General features: G+C 69.4%; 13 protein-coding genes and 3 pseudogenes. 6 read left to right on the top strand and 10 right to left on the bottom strand.

What is annotated here, in order from left to right; all coding sequences use genetic code 11:
- The first annotated feature begins 39 nt into the window (after positions 1-39).
- On the top strand, positions 40-1,335 hold the full coding sequence (locus tag FOH10_RS14155) for an LCP family protein (RefSeq protein WP_143981055.1): 1,296 nt from the start codon (positions 40-42) through the stop codon (positions 1,333-1,335).
- A 6-nt stretch (positions 1,336-1,341) separates the two neighbouring features.
- Here FOH10_RS14155 and FOH10_RS14150 read toward each other — a convergent pair whose 3' ends face one another.
- Both FOH10_RS14150 and FOH10_RS14145 read right to left on the bottom strand, forming a co-directional pair.
- Positions 1,342-1,824: a hypothetical protein gene (locus tag FOH10_RS14150; protein WP_143981054.1), complete on the bottom strand. Its 483-nt coding sequence runs from the start codon at positions 1,822-1,824 to the stop codon at positions 1,342-1,344.
- Positions 1,825-1,893: 69 nt separating this feature from the next.
- Positions 1,894-4,635, bottom strand: a complete 2,742-nt coding sequence (locus FOH10_RS14145) for a cation-transporting P-type ATPase (RefSeq protein ID WP_425326155.1) — start codon at positions 4,633-4,635, stop codon at positions 1,894-1,896.
- A gap of 223 nt (positions 4,636-4,858) precedes the next feature.
- Here FOH10_RS14145 and FOH10_RS14140 point away from each other — a divergent pair, with 223 nt between their 5' ends.
- The 3 genes and pseudogenes from FOH10_RS14140 (at position 4,859) to FOH10_RS14125 (ending at position 6,850) form a co-directional block, all read left to right on the top strand.
- Complete coding sequence (locus FOH10_RS14140; RefSeq protein WP_143981052.1) at positions 4,859-5,572, top strand: dienelactone hydrolase family protein; 714 nt, start codon at positions 4,859-4,861, stop codon at positions 5,570-5,572.
- 32 nt (positions 5,573-5,604) lie between these two features.
- Positions 5,605-6,032: pseudogene (locus FOH10_RS14130) on the top strand (lipocalin-like domain-containing protein).
- Between the two features lie 221 nt (positions 6,033-6,253).
- On the top strand, positions 6,254-6,850 hold the full coding sequence (locus FOH10_RS14125) for a dihydrofolate reductase family protein (protein WP_143981049.1): 597 nt from the start codon (positions 6,254-6,256) through the stop codon (positions 6,848-6,850).
- Here FOH10_RS14125 and FOH10_RS14120 read toward each other — a convergent pair.
- Positions 6,832-7,434, bottom strand: coding sequence for a TetR/AcrR family transcriptional regulator (locus FOH10_RS14120; RefSeq protein ID WP_244961979.1), 603 nt, complete (start codon positions 7,432-7,434; stop codon positions 6,832-6,834). The two genes, FOH10_RS14125 and FOH10_RS14120, sit on opposite strands and share 19 nt — an antisense overlap.
- Positions 7,431-7,904, bottom strand: coding sequence for an SRPBCC family protein (locus FOH10_RS14115; protein WP_308212878.1), 474 nt, complete (start codon positions 7,902-7,904; stop codon positions 7,431-7,433). The genes FOH10_RS14120 and FOH10_RS14115 overlap by 4 nt, the downstream gene beginning before the upstream one ends.
- A gap of 83 nt (positions 7,905-7,987) precedes the next feature.
- On the opposite strand from FOH10_RS14115, the gene FOH10_RS14110 reads away from it, so the two are divergent.
- Both FOH10_RS14110 and FOH10_RS14105 read left to right on the top strand, forming a co-directional pair.
- On the top strand, positions 7,988-9,064 hold the full coding sequence (locus tag FOH10_RS14110; protein ID WP_143981047.1) for an LLM class flavin-dependent oxidoreductase: 1,077 nt from the start codon (positions 7,988-7,990) through the stop codon (positions 9,062-9,064).
- 110 nt (positions 9,065-9,174) lie between these two features.
- Positions 9,175-10,026, top strand: a complete 852-nt coding sequence (locus FOH10_RS14105; RefSeq protein WP_143981046.1) for an NAD(P)H-binding protein — start codon at positions 9,175-9,177, stop codon at positions 10,024-10,026.
- 22 nt (positions 10,027-10,048) lie between these two features.
- Here FOH10_RS14105 and FOH10_RS35655 read toward each other — a convergent pair.
- The 6 genes and pseudogenes from FOH10_RS35655 to FOH10_RS14080 all read right to left on the bottom strand — a co-directional run.
- Positions 10,049-11,095, bottom strand: a pseudogene (locus tag FOH10_RS35655) (Mrp/NBP35 family ATP-binding protein); the annotation flags it as partial.
- A gap of 90 nt (positions 11,096-11,185) precedes the next feature.
- Positions 11,186-12,562 (bottom strand): annotated as a pseudogene (locus tag FOH10_RS35645) (FAD-dependent oxidoreductase); the annotation flags it as partial.
- Complete coding sequence (gene fdxA, locus FOH10_RS14095; protein WP_039813710.1) at positions 12,559-12,894, bottom strand: ferredoxin; 336 nt, start codon at positions 12,892-12,894, stop codon at positions 12,559-12,561. The pseudogene FOH10_RS35645 and the gene fdxA, both read right to left, overlap by 4 nt.
- Positions 12,891-13,685, bottom strand: coding sequence for an ABC transporter ATP-binding protein (locus tag FOH10_RS14090; RefSeq protein ID WP_143981044.1), 795 nt, complete (start codon positions 13,683-13,685; stop codon positions 12,891-12,893). The genes fdxA and FOH10_RS14090 overlap by 4 nt, the downstream gene beginning before the upstream one ends.
- Positions 13,682-14,542 (bottom strand): ABC transporter permease, encoded by an 861-nt coding sequence (locus FOH10_RS14085; protein ID WP_143981043.1) that lies wholly within the window; start codon positions 14,540-14,542, stop codon positions 13,682-13,684. The genes FOH10_RS14090 and FOH10_RS14085 overlap by 4 nt, the downstream gene beginning before the upstream one ends.
- A gap of 11 nt (positions 14,543-14,553) precedes the next feature.
- Positions 14,554-15,981: an ABC transporter substrate-binding protein gene (locus FOH10_RS14080; protein WP_143981042.1), complete on the bottom strand. Its 1,428-nt coding sequence runs from the start codon at positions 15,979-15,981 to the stop codon at positions 14,554-14,556.
- Between the last annotated feature and the right edge of the window lie 3 nt (positions 15,982-15,984).

Here is a 15,984-nt window from a genome sequence, read left to right as displayed (position 1 = left end):
TCAGGCTGTTCACAGCATTGCGTCACACACTCGAAGGTGATGCCCGACAAACCTCGCAACCCGTCCGCCCACTACGGACCGCGTCACGCCCGCGGGCCGCGGCACCGTGCGGTGCCGGTGCGGTCGGTGCGCGCCCGTCGCGCCCGCGGGCTGGTGCGACTGCTCACCGCGACGGTGGCGGCGGTGGTGGTCGGGGTGACCGGCGTCGGTTGGTACGCCTCAGCCGGACTCGATGACGGTTTCGCGCGCTCGGACGTGCTCAGCGACGAGGATGTCGCCGCCCTCGACGGCGACCTCAACATCCTGTTGATCGGACTGGATACGCGCAAGGACTTCGACGGCAGGGACCTGCCGCGCGAGATCCTCGACGCCCTGCACGCCGGGGACAGCGACGTCGGCGGTTACAACGCGAATTCGCTTATCCTGGTGCACATTCCGAAGGATCTGAGCAAGATCGTGGCCTTCTCCATCCCACGCGACGACTATGTCGACGTCTCCGGTATCCCCGGCTACAGCAAGGTCAAGATCAAAGAAGCGTACGGCCTGAAAAAGGCCGCGGTGGAACAGGATCTGATGGAGCAGGGCGTGACCGACCCGGTCGAGCTCGAGCATCGCGGGCGGGAGGCGGGGCGCGCCTCCATCGTGCAGACCGTGCGCTCGCTCACCGGTGTCCCGATCAACCGCTTCGCCGAGATCTCCCTCGCCGGGTTCTACGACTTGGCCAATGCCGTCGGCGGCGTGGAGGTCTGCCTCGTCGACGCCGTCGACGACAGCTACTACTCCGGCGCGGTCTTCCCGGCCGGTCGCCAGCATCTCGACGGCGCGCAGGCGCTGGCCTTCGTGCGCCAGCGCCACGGCCTGCCCAACGGCGATCTCGACCGCACCCACCGTCAGCAGGCATTCCTCATGTCGGTCGCCAAGTCGCTGCAGGATTCCGGCACCTTCACCGATCTGGGCAAGCTGAAGCGACTCGTGGACGTCGCCCATGCGGACATGATGCTGTCCAAGGGCTGGAACCTGCTCGAGTTCGCCCACACCCTCGGCCGGGCGGGTTCGATTCCGGTAGAGTTCCGCACGCTGCCGGTGCTGCGCTATGCCACCGTCAACGGCCAGGACGTGAACATCATCGACCCGGACGCCATCAAACGGGAAGTCCGCACCGCCTTCGGGCTTCCGGCACCCCCGCCGACCACCACGCCCAGCGCCGATGCGGACGAGGCGGCCGAAACCTCGACTACCACAACGTCTTCGGCCACCACCACGACTGCCTCGACCCCCACCGCGGGCAAGCCGGTGACGGGGTCGATCGGCGACGGTATTCCGTGCGTGAACTGAGCGGGTTCAGGCGACCGCGAGGGTGGTGAAGCCGGGTGGCGGGGTGCCGCGCCGTGTGCGTCGCTGATCCAGCACCGCGAAGACGACGGTGAGCGCGGCCGCCGCCACATAGGCGAGAACCGCGCAGCCGGCGACCGTGCCGAACGTGTCCGCCGCGGCCCGCGAGACCTCCCCGTCACCGGTGGCCAGGGTCGCCACCGGCACCGGATAGCGATCCGGGACATCGGTGAAGTCCGGCAGGGTGAGCGCGAAGGCCAGCAGGGACAGATCGGCGGCCGTGAGGGCCAGCAGACTGCGCGGGCGTAGGGTCGGCGCGAGCGCGGCGGCGACCGAGACCGCCACCAACAGCGGGGCCAACACGATCACGGCGACCACGCCGAGTGACATGAACACGATGACCAGCCACCAGCCGGGTGCCAGCACGCGCACCCCGAGCGCGAGCAGCACGACGAGCAGCTGACCGATGAGCAGTGCCGAGCGGTTCATCATCGACCTCCGTCCAGGAACCACGATGCTGTCGATCCTGACGCCGACCACCCACCCGGCGCCTGCGCGCGACTACCCGATCGACTGCGTAGTTCCACTCGAGCGGCTCGGCCGCCGCAGCCGCTTGTCGACGGCGACCACGGCGCTGGCGACGGCAGCGATGGCCGCGATCCGCAGCCAGGAGTCGACCGCGATCGGGGCGGTGTCGAAGACGGAGTTCATAGCCGGCAGATAGGTGATCGCGAGCTGACCGACGGCTTGCAGCGCGACACCCCCGGTGATCCACGGATTGGAGAACAGCCCGATCCGCCACGCGGAGTGGGTGAGCGAGCGGCAGCTGAACAGATAGAACGCCTCCACCACCACGAACAGGTTCACCGCGGCGGTGCGGGCTTCGGCCAGGCTCGCACCGTGGGCGAGTTCCCATTCGAACAGCCACCAGGTGCCCGCGACCAGCAGGGTCGACACCAGCAGGGTCCGCAGCACGAGTGAGCCGGTCATCAGGGGCTGGCCGGGATCGCGTGGCGGGCGGGTCATGATGGCGGGTTCCTTCGGTTCGAAGGCCAGCATGAGTCCGAGGGCGACGGCGGTGGTCATATTGATCCAGAGGATCTGTGTGGGCAGGATCGGCAGCGCCGCACCGGCCGCGATCGCGACCAGCAGCACCAACCCCTCACCGATATTCGTCGGCAGCGTCCAGGTGATGAATTTGACCAGGTTGTCGAAGACGCCGCGGCCCTCCTCGACGGCCGCCTCGATGGTGGCGAAATCGTCGTCGATGAGGACCATGTCGGCGGCGTCCTTGGCCACCTCGGTCCCGCCCGCGCCCATGGCCACGCCGATATCGGCTTGGCGCAGCGCCGGGGCGTCGTTGACGCCGTCACCGGTCATGGCGACCACGTGCCCGCGGGCCTGGAGCGCTTCGACCAAGCGCAGTTTCTGCTCGGGTGAGACGCGGGCGAAGACATGCGTGCGGTCCACCGTCTCGGCGAACCGCTCCGGGGGCAGGGCGTCCAATTCGCCTCCGGTGAGCGCGGATTCGTCGTCCCGGGGGTCGACCAGGCCGATTCGGGTGGCTATCGCGGCGGCGGTGGCGGCATGGTCGCCGGTGATCATCTTGACCGCGATGCCCGCGCTGCGGCAGGACTCGACGGCGGTGGGCACCGCGGAACGGGCGGGGTCGAGCATGGCCTGCAAACCGGTGAAGATCAGTCCTGCGGCGAGGGAGTCGACGGTGAAATCCGCGGGTGCGGCGGTCGGTCGCACGGCCGTGGCCAGCACGCGCAGACCGCGTGCGGCCAGCTCGTCGGCGGCGGTGAGGACGGCGTCCCGGTCCAGCGGCGTGGTCGTGCCGTCGGCGCGCAGCGCGGTGGGGCACAGGTCGAGGATCTGTTCGACCGCGCCCTTGACCAGCGCCACCCGATCGGTGGCGGCCGCGGAGCCGGAATCGCGGTGCAGGGTGGCCATATAGCGGCGGTGCGAGCTGAACGGGATGGTCGCCACCCGGGGCAGCAGCCGCGCGATGCGCTCGCGGTCGAGACCGGCCTTGGCGGCGGCCACCAGCAGCGCGCCCTCGGTGGGATCGCCGACGATCGTCCACCGGCCGTCGTCGCGGTGCAGGGTGGCGTCATTGCAGGCGGCACCGGCCAGCAGCGTCCAGCGCAGGGCCTGATGCTGTTCCGAATCGGCTGTCGCGCCGCTGGATTCGCCGATGGTGCCGGTCGGGGCATAGCCGGTTCCGCTGACCTCGAACCGGCCGTCCGGTGTCCAGATGGTGCTGACGGTCATCTGGTTCTCGGTGAGCGTACCGGTCTTGTCCGAGCAGATGACCGTGGTGCTGCCCAGGGTTTCCACCGCCGGGAGCTGCCGGATCACGGCGCGCCGCTTGGCCATCCGTGAAACGCCGATGGCCAAGGTGATGGTGACCGCGGCCGGTAGGCCCTCCGGGATCGCGCCCACGGCGAGTGCGATGGCGGCGGTGAACATCTCGGCCGCGTCCTGGCCGCGCAGATAACCCACGGCGAAGGTCGCCGCCGCCAGCACGAGAATGCCGACGGTCAGAATCCTGCTGAACCTGGAGAGTTTTCGGGTCAGCGGCGTGGCCAGGTCCTCGGCCGCACCCACCAGCCGGTGGATCGCCCCGACCTCGGTTTCCGCGCCCGTGGCCACCACGATGCCCGCACCGCTGCCGGCGGTGACCAGGGTCGCCGAATAGGCCATATTGCGGCGGTCGGACACCGGGGTACCCTCCGGCAGCACCACCTCGTCCTTGGCGACCGGCGCGGACTCACCGGTCAGCGCCGACTCGTTCACGCGCAGTTCGGCCACCTGGATCAACCGCAGATCGGCGGGTACCTTGTCACCCGCGTCGAGCAGGACGAGATCGCCGGGAACCAGCTCGTCGGACGGTACGGTCCGCTCGCCGCCGTCGCGCACCACCCTGGCCTGGGTGCGCACCATGGACCGCAGCCCCTGGAGCGCGGCCTCGGCCTTCGACTCCTGAACGAATCCGACCAGCGCGTTGATCACCACGACGCCGAAAATCACCGCGGAGTCCACGTATTCGGCCAGCACGGCGGTCACCACACCGGCGACCAGCAGCACATAGATCAGCGGATTGTGCAGCTGACGCAGCAGACGCATCGGCCACCCGGCACGCGGTGCGTCCGGCAAGGTGTTCGGGCCGAACCGTGCCATCCGCTCGGCGGCCTCGGGTCGGCTCAGTCCGCGATGCCGATCGGTCTCGAGCAGCAGCACCACCTCACGGGCGGACAGCCCGTGATGGGCGTTGGTGACCACGTCCGGAACGTCGATCTCCGCGGCCGCCCGCGGCACGACTCGGTCATACGAACGTTCGGCTGGGCGCATACCCCCATTCCATATCGGGTGCGCGGCGACCTACCAGGGCATTTCGTCCCCCGGCCCGGGTGCCGGGCAACCCGTGTGAACAGAGGCCCTTCGCCCCTGGTGCCGGACCGGCCGACCGCGGGACAGTGCGATCAGGGAGCCGACAGCACGCACCGACGGCGAGGGCGATATGACGATGGTGGACATCCGGGCCGAGGACCGGACCGTGCCGGGCTACCTGGCCGTGCCGGAGGGCAGCGGTCCCTGGCCGGGCGTGGTGGTCGTGCACGACGCGCTCGGTATGACCACCGACCTGCGGCGGCAGGCCGATTGGCTGGCCGGGGCCGGCTTCGTCGCCCTGGCCCCCGACCTGCTGCACTGGGGTTGGCGACCGCGCTGTGTGGTGAGCGCCATGCGGGCCCTCACCCGACGGGCGGGGCGTGCCTTCGACGACCTGGAGACCGCCCGGCGGTGGCTGGCGCGGCGACCGGAGACCACCGACCGGATCGGAGTGATCGGATTCTGCCTCGGCGGCGGTTTCGCCCTGGTCCTCGCCGGAAGCGGGCGCTTCCGGGCGTCCAGCGTCAACTACGGGGCGGTGCCCGCCGACGCGGAAACCCTGCTCGCCCAAGCATGTCCGGTGATCGGTTCCTACGGCGGGCTGGACCGGACCCTCGGCGAGGACCCGGTACGGCTCGAACGCGCGCTCACGGCCAACCGGATACCGCACAGCGTGCGCACCTACGACGACGCGGGCCACGGATTCCTCAACGACCACCCACGCGAGGAGATGCCGGTATGGGCGGCCGTCGCGGGAACATTCGCCCACAACGGCTACCATGAACCCTCCGCGACGGACGCGCGCCGCCGCATCATCGACTTCTTCACCCGCCATCTGACCTAGCGTGCTTCGCGTCCCGGACTAGCATCGACCCCATGGACTCCGGTGCCCTGGTTGGTCGGTGGCGGTTGACGGCGTGGACCGCCACCGACCACACCGGCACGGTCACCCGGCCGTTCGGCGACCACCCCGACGGCTCCGTGATCTACACCCCGGCGGCTGGATGAGCGGCCACCTGTCCCGCCCCGACCGCCCGCACCTGTCGACCCCGAATGCCCTCGGCGGCCCCGAACCCGAACGCGCCGAAGCCTATTCGACCTACATCGCCTACTGCGGCGAATACCGCCTCGAGGGCGACACCGTCGTCCACACCCTGCGCATGAGCCTGTTCCCGAACTGGGTCGACACCGAGCAGCGACGCATAGTCGACCTGTCCGACGACCGATTGGTGCTCAGCACCCCACCCACCCCGGTCGGCGACCAGGTCCTTGTCAATCGCCTGCACTGGATCCGCGGCGAATAGGGGAAGTGCCGTCTGTATCGGCCCAAATACACGCGTCGGTGAAGGTGAAGATGCCGGAGATGCGGATCGACCTCCATCGCGAAGTTCATCGATGGCCTCCGATGCGCCAACCATTGGTGTGATCTACGTCACTTGCAGTGGAATCATGTCGAAGTTCGCGGCATGGCACCGACCAGGGGGGAACCGCTCCCGATCCGGGGCGGACGATGGAGGAGGAGATCATGGGACAGGTCATAGCGAACATGTCGATGTCGCTCGATGGTTTCATCGAAGATGCCGACGGCCGAGTGGACGAACTGTTCGAGTGGTACACGGCGGGTCCGGTCGAATCCGAGTCCGCAAACACGGATCTGACGTGGCGGCAGTCGGAGGAAGACACCGAGCATGTGCAGGCGGCCATCCCCGAGTTGGGCGGGCTCATCACCGGACGCCGCCTGTTCGACACCATGGACGGCTGGAACGGTATGCACCCGACCGGTCTCCCCGTCTTCGTCGTCACCCATCGCGTCCCGGCGCCCCAGGAATGGGACCACCCGGGTGCGCCCTTCACCTTCGTCACCGACGGCGTCGCGAGCGCGATCGAGCAGGCCAAGAAGTCCGCCGGGAACAAGGACGTCGTCATCGCGAGCCCGAACATCGCCCAGCAGGCGCTCGACGCGGGACTCCTGGACGTGATCACCGTGGACCTCGTGCCCTATCTGCTCGGGTCCGGGAAACCCTACTTCGAAAAACTGTCTTCCGCCCCGGTCCGCCTGGACGATCCGGTGATCCGCCCCGGCCGCCGGGTGACCCACCTCCGCTATCGCGTACTGCGCTGACCGCTCGACTCCCGCGAAGGCGGCTCTGCCAGTAGGGGTTCCAGTTCGGTGGCCACGTCGTCGAGGGGTTGGAGGGTGCGGGAGGTGCGGCAGAGGATGATGGCGCCCTCGAGGGCGGAGAGGGTCAGGGTGGCGAGGCGGGTCGCGCGGGGGGCGGGGTGGCCGGCGGTGGTGAGGGAGGTGGTGAGGACGGTGTGCCAGCGGGTGGTGATGGCGGCGACCTCGGGGTGGAGGGCGCGATCGTCCTCGGTGCCGCCGACGGCCACCGCCATGGCGGGGCAGACCGCGTGGAAGTCGGAGGTGAGCAGCAGGTGACGCCAGAATTCGACGAAGCGGTGCATGGCCGCGGCGGGGCCGGTGGCGGCGGCGCTCTCGATCATGTCGGCGATGGTGTCGGCCGCGAGCTGCAGGGTCTCGCTGAGCAATTGGCGTCGTCCGCCGGGGAAGTGGTGGTAGACCGATCCGCGCGGGGTGCCGGTGCGGGTGAGCACCGCGTCGATGGTGACGCCCGCCGAGCCGCGCTCGCGCAGCAGTTCCACCGCGCCCAGCAGCATCTTCTGCTTGGTTCTGCCGCGCGCGGTCACTCGGGCTCCCGCGGTTCGAAGGTCGCCTTGACGGCGGCCAGATTGGCGCGCATATTGCGTTCCCACTCGGCCAGCCGGTTGGCGATGATGCGGGCTTCCTTGTCCGGCATGGCGTCGATGGCGTAGCTCAACCCGGACGGGCCCGGCCCGAGCCGCCCCCACTGGCGCACGATCACACCCGACCGCGCCGGATCCACCTCGAATCCCCAGGTGGAGCTGACACCCTCGGGTCCGTGCACCTGCCAGACCCAGCGCCGTTCCGGCTCCACCTCGACCACCTCGCACTCGGTGGACCAGGTGCCCATGGCGCTGTGCTGGTTGGTGCCCCGGAACCGCGCGCCCACCGCGACCCGATCCGCGCCATCGAGCCATTCCGCCGACTCGAGTTCATCCGATACCCGAGGCGGCAGCGTGATATCGGTGACCAGGCCCCACGCCTGCGCCGGGGTGCACGAAACACGTTCGGACACTTCGATGGTCGGTTGATCGCGGTAGCGCACGGCATGGCCTCTCGGGTTTCCGACAACAGTGACTATGATCTATAACATAGAACATGGTCGCGACGCACTCCCTGAGCAAGCAGCTCCCGAGGAAACCGCTACGGATCGGCGTAGTCATCGAACCCCGCCTCCCCGGAGCCGCCGACTTCGCGCGGGAGGCCGAACGGCTCGGCGTCGATTCGCTGTGGGTGCCCGAGGTGTGGGGGTACGACGCCCTCACCGGCCTGGCCTATCTCGCCGCCGAGACGACCTCGATCGGCTTGGGCACCTTCGTCGTTCAGCTCGGCTCCCGCTCCCCGGCGCTGCTCGCCACGTCTGCGCTGAGCCTGCAGGAACTGTCCGGTGGCCGCTTCCGCCTCGGCATCGGTGTCTCCGGCCCGCGAGTCATGGAGGGCTGGCACGGCGTGCGCTTCCGCAAACCCGTGCGCACCACCCGCGAGACCATCGACATCCTGCGCCTGATCAGCCGCGGCGAACCACTGCGCTACGACGGCGAGGTCTACACCCTGCCGCTGCCCGACAGTGCGGGCCGCGCGCTACGCCCCCTGGTCGCACCCCGCGAGGTGCCCGTGTACGTCGCCGCCATGGGTCCCGCCAACCTCCGGCTCACCGGCGCGGCCGCCGACGGCTGGCTCGGCAACGCCTTCATCCCCGAGACCGCCGAGGTCTTCCTCGACCCGCTGCGCGAGGGTGCCGAATCGGCGGGCCGCACCCTCGCCGACCTCGACCTGGTGGCGCCGGTCGCCGTCGAGTTCGCCGACGACGAAGCCGATGCGGCACAACGTATTCGACGCCACGCCGAGGGTTATGCCTTCACCATCGGGGCCATGGGCGCGGCGGGCCGCAATTTCTACAACGAAGCGTTCACCCGCCTGGGTTTCGGTGCCGCCGTCGAGCGCATCGCCGACCTGTGGCAGTCCGGCAACCGTGACGAAGCCCGCCGCGCGGTACCGCTGGAGCTGGGCAGCCACACCAATCTGGTCGGCACCGAGCAGACCATCGCCGATCGTATCGAACGCTATCGGGCGGCTGGCATCTCGACACTGCTGGCGAAGCTGGAGACCCCGTTCGAGGACCAGTTGGTGACCCTGCGGCGACTCGTCGACCTGGCGGACGTCTCGCCCGCCTGACACGCACAGGCGGGGCGGACCGGAGCGGGTGGCCGCTCGCGAGACGGTCACGTATGGGGGCGAGCTTCTCGACGATGGTTGCGCGGCGCTCGGGCGGCTTGAGTAGAGGTATGACTTCGAACAACGAACAGGCAGCAGCGCAGACCATTCTCGTCACCGCGGGAACCGGGAAGGTAGGGCGGCGGGTGGCCGAGCGGTTGAGCGCCGCCGGGTACCCGGTCCGCATCGGATCCCGGTCGGCGGCGGTGCCGTTCGACTGGGCCGACCGGGATGGCTGGGACGCGGTGCTGGACGGCGTGTCGGCGGCCTTCCTGATGTACACCCCGGATATCGGGGATCCGCGTGCGGGAGAGACGATCCGGGCCTTCAGTGAGCTGGCGGTCGCGAAAGGCGTGCGACGGCTGGTGCTGTTGTCGGCTCGCGGCGAGGACCAGGCCGCCGCGGCCGAGCGGGCGGTGCGGGAGAGCGGTGCGGAATGGACTGTGCTGCAGGCGGCGTGGTTCGACCAGAATTTCGACGAGGGCGTGTTCACGGACATGATCCTCGGCGGCGCACTCGCCTTCCCGGCCGGTCAGGTCCTGGAGCCCTTCATCGATTCCGGCGATCTCGCCGATGTGGCGGTCGCCGCGCTCACCGAGGCCGGGCATGCGGGGCGGGATTACGACCTGACCGGCCCGCGGCTGCTGAGCTTCGGTGACGCGGTGGCCGCGATCGGCGCGGCGACCGGTCGCGATATCCAGTACATCCCGGTCAGCGGTGCGGAGTTCGGGGCGGTGCTGACATCGGAGTTCGGCATGCCGGACGAGGAGGTGGCCGTGATGCTGGACATCTTCGCGACCCTGCTGGACGGCCGCAATGCCACGGTGACCGACACCGTGCGAGAACTGCTGGGACGCGAGCCGAAGGACTTCGACGACTACGTGCGCGACGCGATCGCGGCGGGTGCGTGGAAGCAGAGCTGAGCGGTCGCGCACCGAGCCCGTCTCAGACCGGCGCGACCGCGAGGCGCTGACCGGCGAGACGGGTTCGACGTGCGTCCAGACGATCGGCCAGTACGGAGATCGCCTGGGCAGCAGCTGATTCCGGGTGCGTGAGCACCATCGGAATGCCTTCGTCGCCTGCGGCGCACACGTCGGGGTCGAGGGGGATGCGCGCGAGGACGGGGCAGTCGGCGCCGAGGATGTCGGTGAGCCGAGCGCTGACGTCCTCGGCGCCACCGGAGCCGAACAGCAGGTGGCGGGTGCCGTCGGGGCCTTCGTACCAGGACATGTTCTCGATGACTCCCGCGACTCGTTGTCCGGTCTGCGTGGCGACCGCTCCGGCGCGTTCGGCGATGCGGGCGGCGGTGTGCTGAGGGGTGGTGACGACGATCATCTCCGCCGTGGGCAGCAGTTGGGCGAGCGAGATGGCGATATCGCCGGTTCCGGGCGGTAGGTCGATGAGCAGGACATCGAGGTCGGACCAGTAGACGTCGGCGAGGAACTGGTTCAGTACGCGGTGCAACATGGGTCCGCGCCAGACGACCGGTTCGTTGTCGCTGACGAACATGGCGATGGAAATGAGCCGGACACCGTGTGCGGTCGGGGGCATGAGCATGCGGTCGACCTGGGTGGGTGTGGCGGTACTGCCCATCATCGACGGTATGGAGTGACCGTGGATATCGGCGTCGAGGATGCCGACGCGCAGCCCGCGCCGCGCCAGTATTGTGGCGAGATTGACGGTGACACTGGACTTTCCGACGCCGCCCTTACCGGAGGCGAGCGCGTACACGCGGGTGCAGTTGCCGGGCTGGGCGAACGGGATGACGGGGGTGTCGCCGCCGCGCAGCCGCTGTCGGAGAGTCGTACGCTGGGTATCCGTCATGACTCCGAAATCGACAGTGACGGAGGCGGTTCCCGGGACCGAGAGCACCGCTGCTTCGATATCGCGGGTGAGCCTGGCCCGCATCGGGCATCCGGCCACCGTCAGCAGCACCCGTACGGTGACCCGGTTGCCGGGCGCGATGTCGACCCCCGCGACCATATCCAGTTCGGTGATCGGGCGGTTGATCTCCGGGTCGTGCACCCCGGCCAGGGCACGCCGGATCGCCGCCGCCTCGACCGCTGGCGCGACGGCAACCCCGCTGGCGCGGAGCATGTCTTCGCGTTCGACGACCTTGACGCGTTCGCGGCCTTCGGGTTCGCCCAGGGCGCGTTCGTGGGCGTCGAGGCGGTACCAGCCGGCCCAGGTGGTGAAGGGGATGCCCTTGGCCTCGAGGAACGCGGTCACGGCCTCGGGGTCGGGGTTCGCGGCGGGGGTGAAGTCCTTGGCGTCGTCGAGCAGGCAGGCGATGGTTTCGTTGGCGTCGCCCTTGGTGTGGCCGATGAGCCCGACCGGACCGCGTTTGATCCACCCGGTCACATAGGTTTGCGGCAGGTAGCGGGCCGGGCCGTCGGCGTCCTCGTCGACGAGCACGCGTCCGGCCTCGTTGGGCACGGTCCCGGCCTGGTCGTCGAAGGGCAGCGCGGGAATGTTCTGCGACAGATACCCCACCGCCCGGTACACCGCCTGGATGTCCCAGTCCTTGTATTCGCCGGTGCCCTTGCAGTTACCGGTGCCGTCGAGCTGGGTGCGTTCGGTGCGCAACCCGACGACCGTGCCGTCGGAGCCGAGGATCTCGGCGGGGGACTCGAAGAAGTGCAGGAACAGTTTGTGCGGGCGGTCACCGACATCGCGGATGGCCCACTGCTCGAGGGTGTTGCAGATCATGTCGACCTGCTTGGAATGCCGGCGCGCGGCCTCGGAGCCCTCGTCGTAGTCGATGTCGGAGGGGTCGACGATGACCTCGATGGTCGGGGAATGATCCAGCTCGCGCAGCTCGAGGGGGGTGAACTTGGCCTGGGCGGGTCCGCGGCGACCGAACACGTGCACCTCGAGGGCCTGGTTGGCCTTCAACCCTTCGTAGACGTTCGGCGGGATCTCGGTCGGCAGCAGTTCGTCGCCGGTCTTGGCCAGTACCCGGGCCACGTCCAGGGCGACGTTGCCGACCCCGAGCACGGCGACCTTCTGCGCGTGCAGGGGCCAGGTGCGGGGGACGTCGGGGTGGCCGTCGTACCAGGACACGAAGTCCGCGGCGCCGTAGGAGCCGTCGAGGTCGATGCCGGGGATGTCGAGGGCGCGGTCGGCGTTGGCGCCGGTGGAGAAGATGACCGCGTCGTAGAAGCCGCGCAGGTCGTCGAGGGTGATGTCGACGCCGTAGTCGATATTGCCCAGCAGCCGGACCTGGGGTTTGTCGAGGACCTTGTGCAGGGCGGTGATGATGCCCTTGATCCGCGGGTGGTCGGGCGCGACACCGTAGCGGATCAGGCCGAAGGGGGCGGGCATGCGCTCGTAGAGATCGATGCTCACCCCGTCGAACCCGGCGGGGGCATCGGATTTCATCAGCGCGTCGGCCGCATAGATACCAGCCGGACCCGCGCCGACAATCCCCACGCGCAGTGGACGATTCGCCGCGTTCATGGCTGGAACTCCAGGACGAAGGGCGTATCCACGCCGAGCTCCCCGAGTCCGGCCGCCCCACCGGGCGATCCGAGCGCCGTCTCCCGGCCCGGCAGCGGCTCGTCGAAGAACCGCGCGTTGGCCGCGACGAACGGCCGCTGCGCCGCGGGCAGATCGTCCTCGGCATAGATCGCCTCCACCGGGCACACCGGTTCGCACGCACCGCAATCCACGCATTCGGTGGGATGGATGTAGGCCATCCGACCGCCGGTGTAGATGCAGTCCACCGGGCATTCCTCCACGCACGCCCGGTCCATGATGTCGACGCACGCCGCGCCGATGACGAAGGTCATGATGCACTCCTGGTCTCGAGTTCGCCCGCGCCCGGCTCCCCGGTTTCGCCCAGCGCGGCGAGAATTTCGTAACGGCGGCGCGCGAATTCCGGCTGGAACTGCGCGCCGGGGGCGCGGGGTTCGTCGAGTTCGACGATCCGCAGAATGGTGGCCGGACGCGGGCTGAGCAGGACGATCCGGTCGGCCAGCAACAGCGCCTCGTCCACATCGTGAGTGACGAACAGAACGGTCGTATGGTGGCGTTCCCACACCTCCACCAGCAGTCGCTGCATCTCGGCGCGGGTCTGCGCGTCCAACGCCCCGAACGGCTCGTCCATCAGCAGCACACTCGGCTGCGCGGCCAGGGTGCGGGCCAACTGCACGCGCTGGCGCATACCGCCCGACAACCGACCCGGCAGATGGTCGGTGAAGTCCTGCAACCCAACCTGATTCAGCAGCTCCAGGGCCCGGGCCCGCCGCTGCCCGCGCGGCACCCCGCGCAGCGCCAGCGCGAATTCCACATTGCGGCGCGCGCTGCGCCAGGGCAACAGCGCGTCCTCCTGGAACACCATGGCGCAGCGCCCGCCGTCACCGATCGGCGAGCCGTCGACCTCCGCACTGCCCGCCGCCACCGGCAGCAGTCCGGCCAACGCCCGCAGAATGGTGGATTTGCCGCACCCGGAGGGCCCGAGCAACATGACGATCTCGCCCGCGGCGATATCCAGATCCACCTGTGCGGCAGGCCCGTCGGCGTAATCGATGCGCAGCTCGCGCAGCCGGACCGGAGCTCCGGCACGAACAGCCGTGGTCATCGCGCCTCCCCGGGCAGCCAGTGGTTCACCCGTCGCCCCACCCGTTCGATCACCCAGGCGGTGCCGTAACCGAGCGCGCCGATGGTCAGCATCCCGGTCACCACCCCCGCGTAGTCGAGCAGCGAGTACGACATCCACGTCCAGTACCCGACCCCGAACTGTCCGGAGATCATCTCGGCGCTGATGACGCAGATCCACGCCACCCCCATGCCCACCGACAGTCCGGAGAAGATGGCGGGCATGGCACCGGGCAGCACCACATGGAACAGCACCTGCCACCGATTCGCACCGAGGGTGCGGGCGGCATCGGTCCACACCTGCGGCAGCGCCTTCATGGCGTGGATGGTGGAGACGGTCACCGGGAAGAACGCCGCGAAACAGGTGATGAAGACGATGCCCTGCTCACTGGTCGGGAACAGCAGAATCGCGATGGGCACCAGGGCGATCGCCGGAATGGGCCGGGCCACCTCGAGCAGTGGCCGCAGCAGTGCGGCGGCGATCCGGGAGCGCCCGATGGCCATGCCCGCGGCCACTCCCAGCACGGCGGCGATGGCGAAGCCGCTGAGGATGCGGCGCAGGCTGGCCACCATGTGCTCGTAGAACACCCCGCTCTCCAGTTGCAGCCGCAGCGAGGCGGCCACATCCAGCGGGCCGGGCAGTTTGTCGAAGCGCAGCCAGGCGACCAGGTCCATCTCGGTCACCACATGCCAGGCCAGCACCGCGCCCAGGACGGGCAGCACCGGCAGCAGGTGCCGGGCGGGGCGCAGCCGCTGTCCGACGGCCCGCTCACGTGCGGGGGCGGCCGGTTCGGTGGTGGTGTCGGTCGCTGCCCGAACCCGGGCATCGGTGGTGGTCATAGCAACTCCCGTCAATCGGAGGCGGTCGCGGCCAGCGCGGCCTGGTAGTCGAGCACCGTGGTGCCGGGGTGTGCGGCGGCGTAGGCGCGGGCGTCGCCGATCGCGCCGAACGGCAGCAGCCGCTGTTCGGGCGCGGCCGCTGGATCGAGCACCCAGCTGGCGTACTGCCCGAAGATGCGGGTGCCGGACCCGGCGTCGGGCACGTACAGGGCCCGGAATTCGCCACCGGCCGCGACCAGGCGCAGCAGACAGGTCGGGGTGGCGGCCACGCTGGTGCGGTCGGCATCGGCGGGCCACGCCTCCGAGGCGGTCGCCGGATCGTCCACCGGCAGCCCGCACACCGCGTCGGTGCCGGTGATGGCGGCGGGATTGGTGAGCGAGGCGGTGGCGCTCTCGTATTCACCGCCATAGAGCTGCTCGAGCGCACCGGTGTCGACGAACGACGCCAGGTCGAGGTCCTCGAGCGCGCCGAGTTCCTTCAGGAACGGCAGCCCGGTCTCGACCGCGGCGATCAGCTCCGGTTTGATGGTGAGATCGAAGGTGACCACGCCGTTGGGTCCGTTGTAGAGGTAGACGACCTCCGGCGGCAGCCCGGTGGCGTCGGCGACCCGGACGGCGGCCTCCAGCGGATTGTCGTAGAGGTACTCGGTGGCCTCCCGCTGCGCCTCCAGAAACGCGGTCAGCACTTCGGGATTCGCGCTGGTGTAGCGCTCGTTGGCGACCACCCCGTGAAAGGTGGGCACCCCGGTGTTCCCGTCGTGCAGCAGCCGTCCCTGTCCGGCGAAGATCACCCGCTGCGGGAACGGCACGAACTGGGCCAGCGCGGCGACCTGCGCGGTCTCCAACGCGGTCACACCCACCGGCGGATCCTGGCCGAGCAGCCGCACATCTTCCGTGGACATGCCCGCCGCGGCGAGGGCGCTCACGAAATTGCCGTGCGCGGTGGATCCGAGGCTGGTGGACACCACCTGCCCGCGCAGATCCTCGATGTCCTCGGCGGTCGACGACAGCGGCACCACCACCTGATTGAGCGAGCCGCGCAGGTTGTAGCCGGTGGTGCTGACCCACCGGGTCGCCACATCGGGCAGCTTGGCGGTCTTCGCGCCATTGACCGACAGCGGATAGTCACCCATCGACCCGATGTGGACCTTGCCCGCGATCATCTCGGCCGTCAGCGGCGGACCGGAGGCGAAGTCGTGCCAGCTGACCTCGTAGGTCTTGCCGTTGGTCGCCCCGATCTCGGCGAGTTTGCTTTCCAGCAACCCCAATTCGCGCAGCAGGGTACCGGCGGTGACGGTGTTGATGGTCTTGGACTGATAGCCGATGTTCACGGCGACGGTATCGGGATCCGCGTCGGATCCGCAGGCGGCGAGCGCGGTCGCCAGGCTGACCGCCCCGAGCAGCAGGGCGGCGAAACGGGTGCGTGGTGTCCTCATCATCGT

It is taken from the genome of Nocardia otitidiscaviarum (genome assembly GCF_007362295.1).
Classification (GTDB): Bacteria; Actinomycetota; Actinomycetes; order Mycobacteriales; family Mycobacteriaceae; genus Nocardia; species Nocardia otitidiscaviarum.
The sequence above is the reverse complement of the archived record's forward strand: the minus strand, read 5'-3'. Positions and strand labels throughout refer to the sequence as shown.

What these genes read in the sequence shown, in the direction of transcription:
- FOH10_RS14155 (WP_143981055.1), top strand. Translation starts at nt 40, where the DNA reads ATGCCCGACAAACCTCGCAACCCGTCCGCCCACTACGGACCGCGTCAC.
- FOH10_RS14150 (WP_143981054.1), bottom strand. Translation starts at nt 1,824, where the DNA reads ATGATGAACCGCTCGGCACTGCTCATCGGTCAGCTGCTCGTCGTGCTG.
- FOH10_RS14140 (WP_143981052.1), top strand. Translation starts at nt 4,859, where the DNA reads ATGACGATGGTGGACATCCGGGCCGAGGACCGGACCGTGCCGGGCTAC.
- FOH10_RS14125 (WP_143981049.1), top strand. Translation starts at nt 6,254, where the DNA reads ATGGGACAGGTCATAGCGAACATGTCGATGTCGCTCGATGGTTTCATC.
- FOH10_RS14110 (WP_143981047.1), top strand. Translation starts at nt 7,988, where the DNA reads ATGGTCGCGACGCACTCCCTGAGCAAGCAGCTCCCGAGGAAACCGCTA.
- FOH10_RS14105 (WP_143981046.1), top strand. Translation starts at nt 9,175, where the DNA reads ATGACTTCGAACAACGAACAGGCAGCAGCGCAGACCATTCTCGTCACC.
- fdxA (WP_039813710.1), bottom strand. Translation starts at nt 12,894, where the DNA reads ATGACCTTCGTCATCGGCGCGGCGTGCGTCGACATCATGGACCGGGCG.
- FOH10_RS14090 (WP_143981044.1), bottom strand. Translation starts at nt 13,685, where the DNA reads ATGACCACGGCTGTTCGTGCCGGAGCTCCGGTCCGGCTGCGCGAGCTG.
- FOH10_RS14085 (WP_143981043.1), bottom strand. Translation starts at nt 14,542, where the DNA reads ATGACCACCACCGATGCCCGGGTTCGGGCAGCGACCGACACCACCACC.
- FOH10_RS14080 (WP_143981042.1), bottom strand. Translation starts at nt 15,981, where the DNA reads ATGATGAGGACACCACGCACCCGTTTCGCCGCCCTGCTGCTCGGGGCG.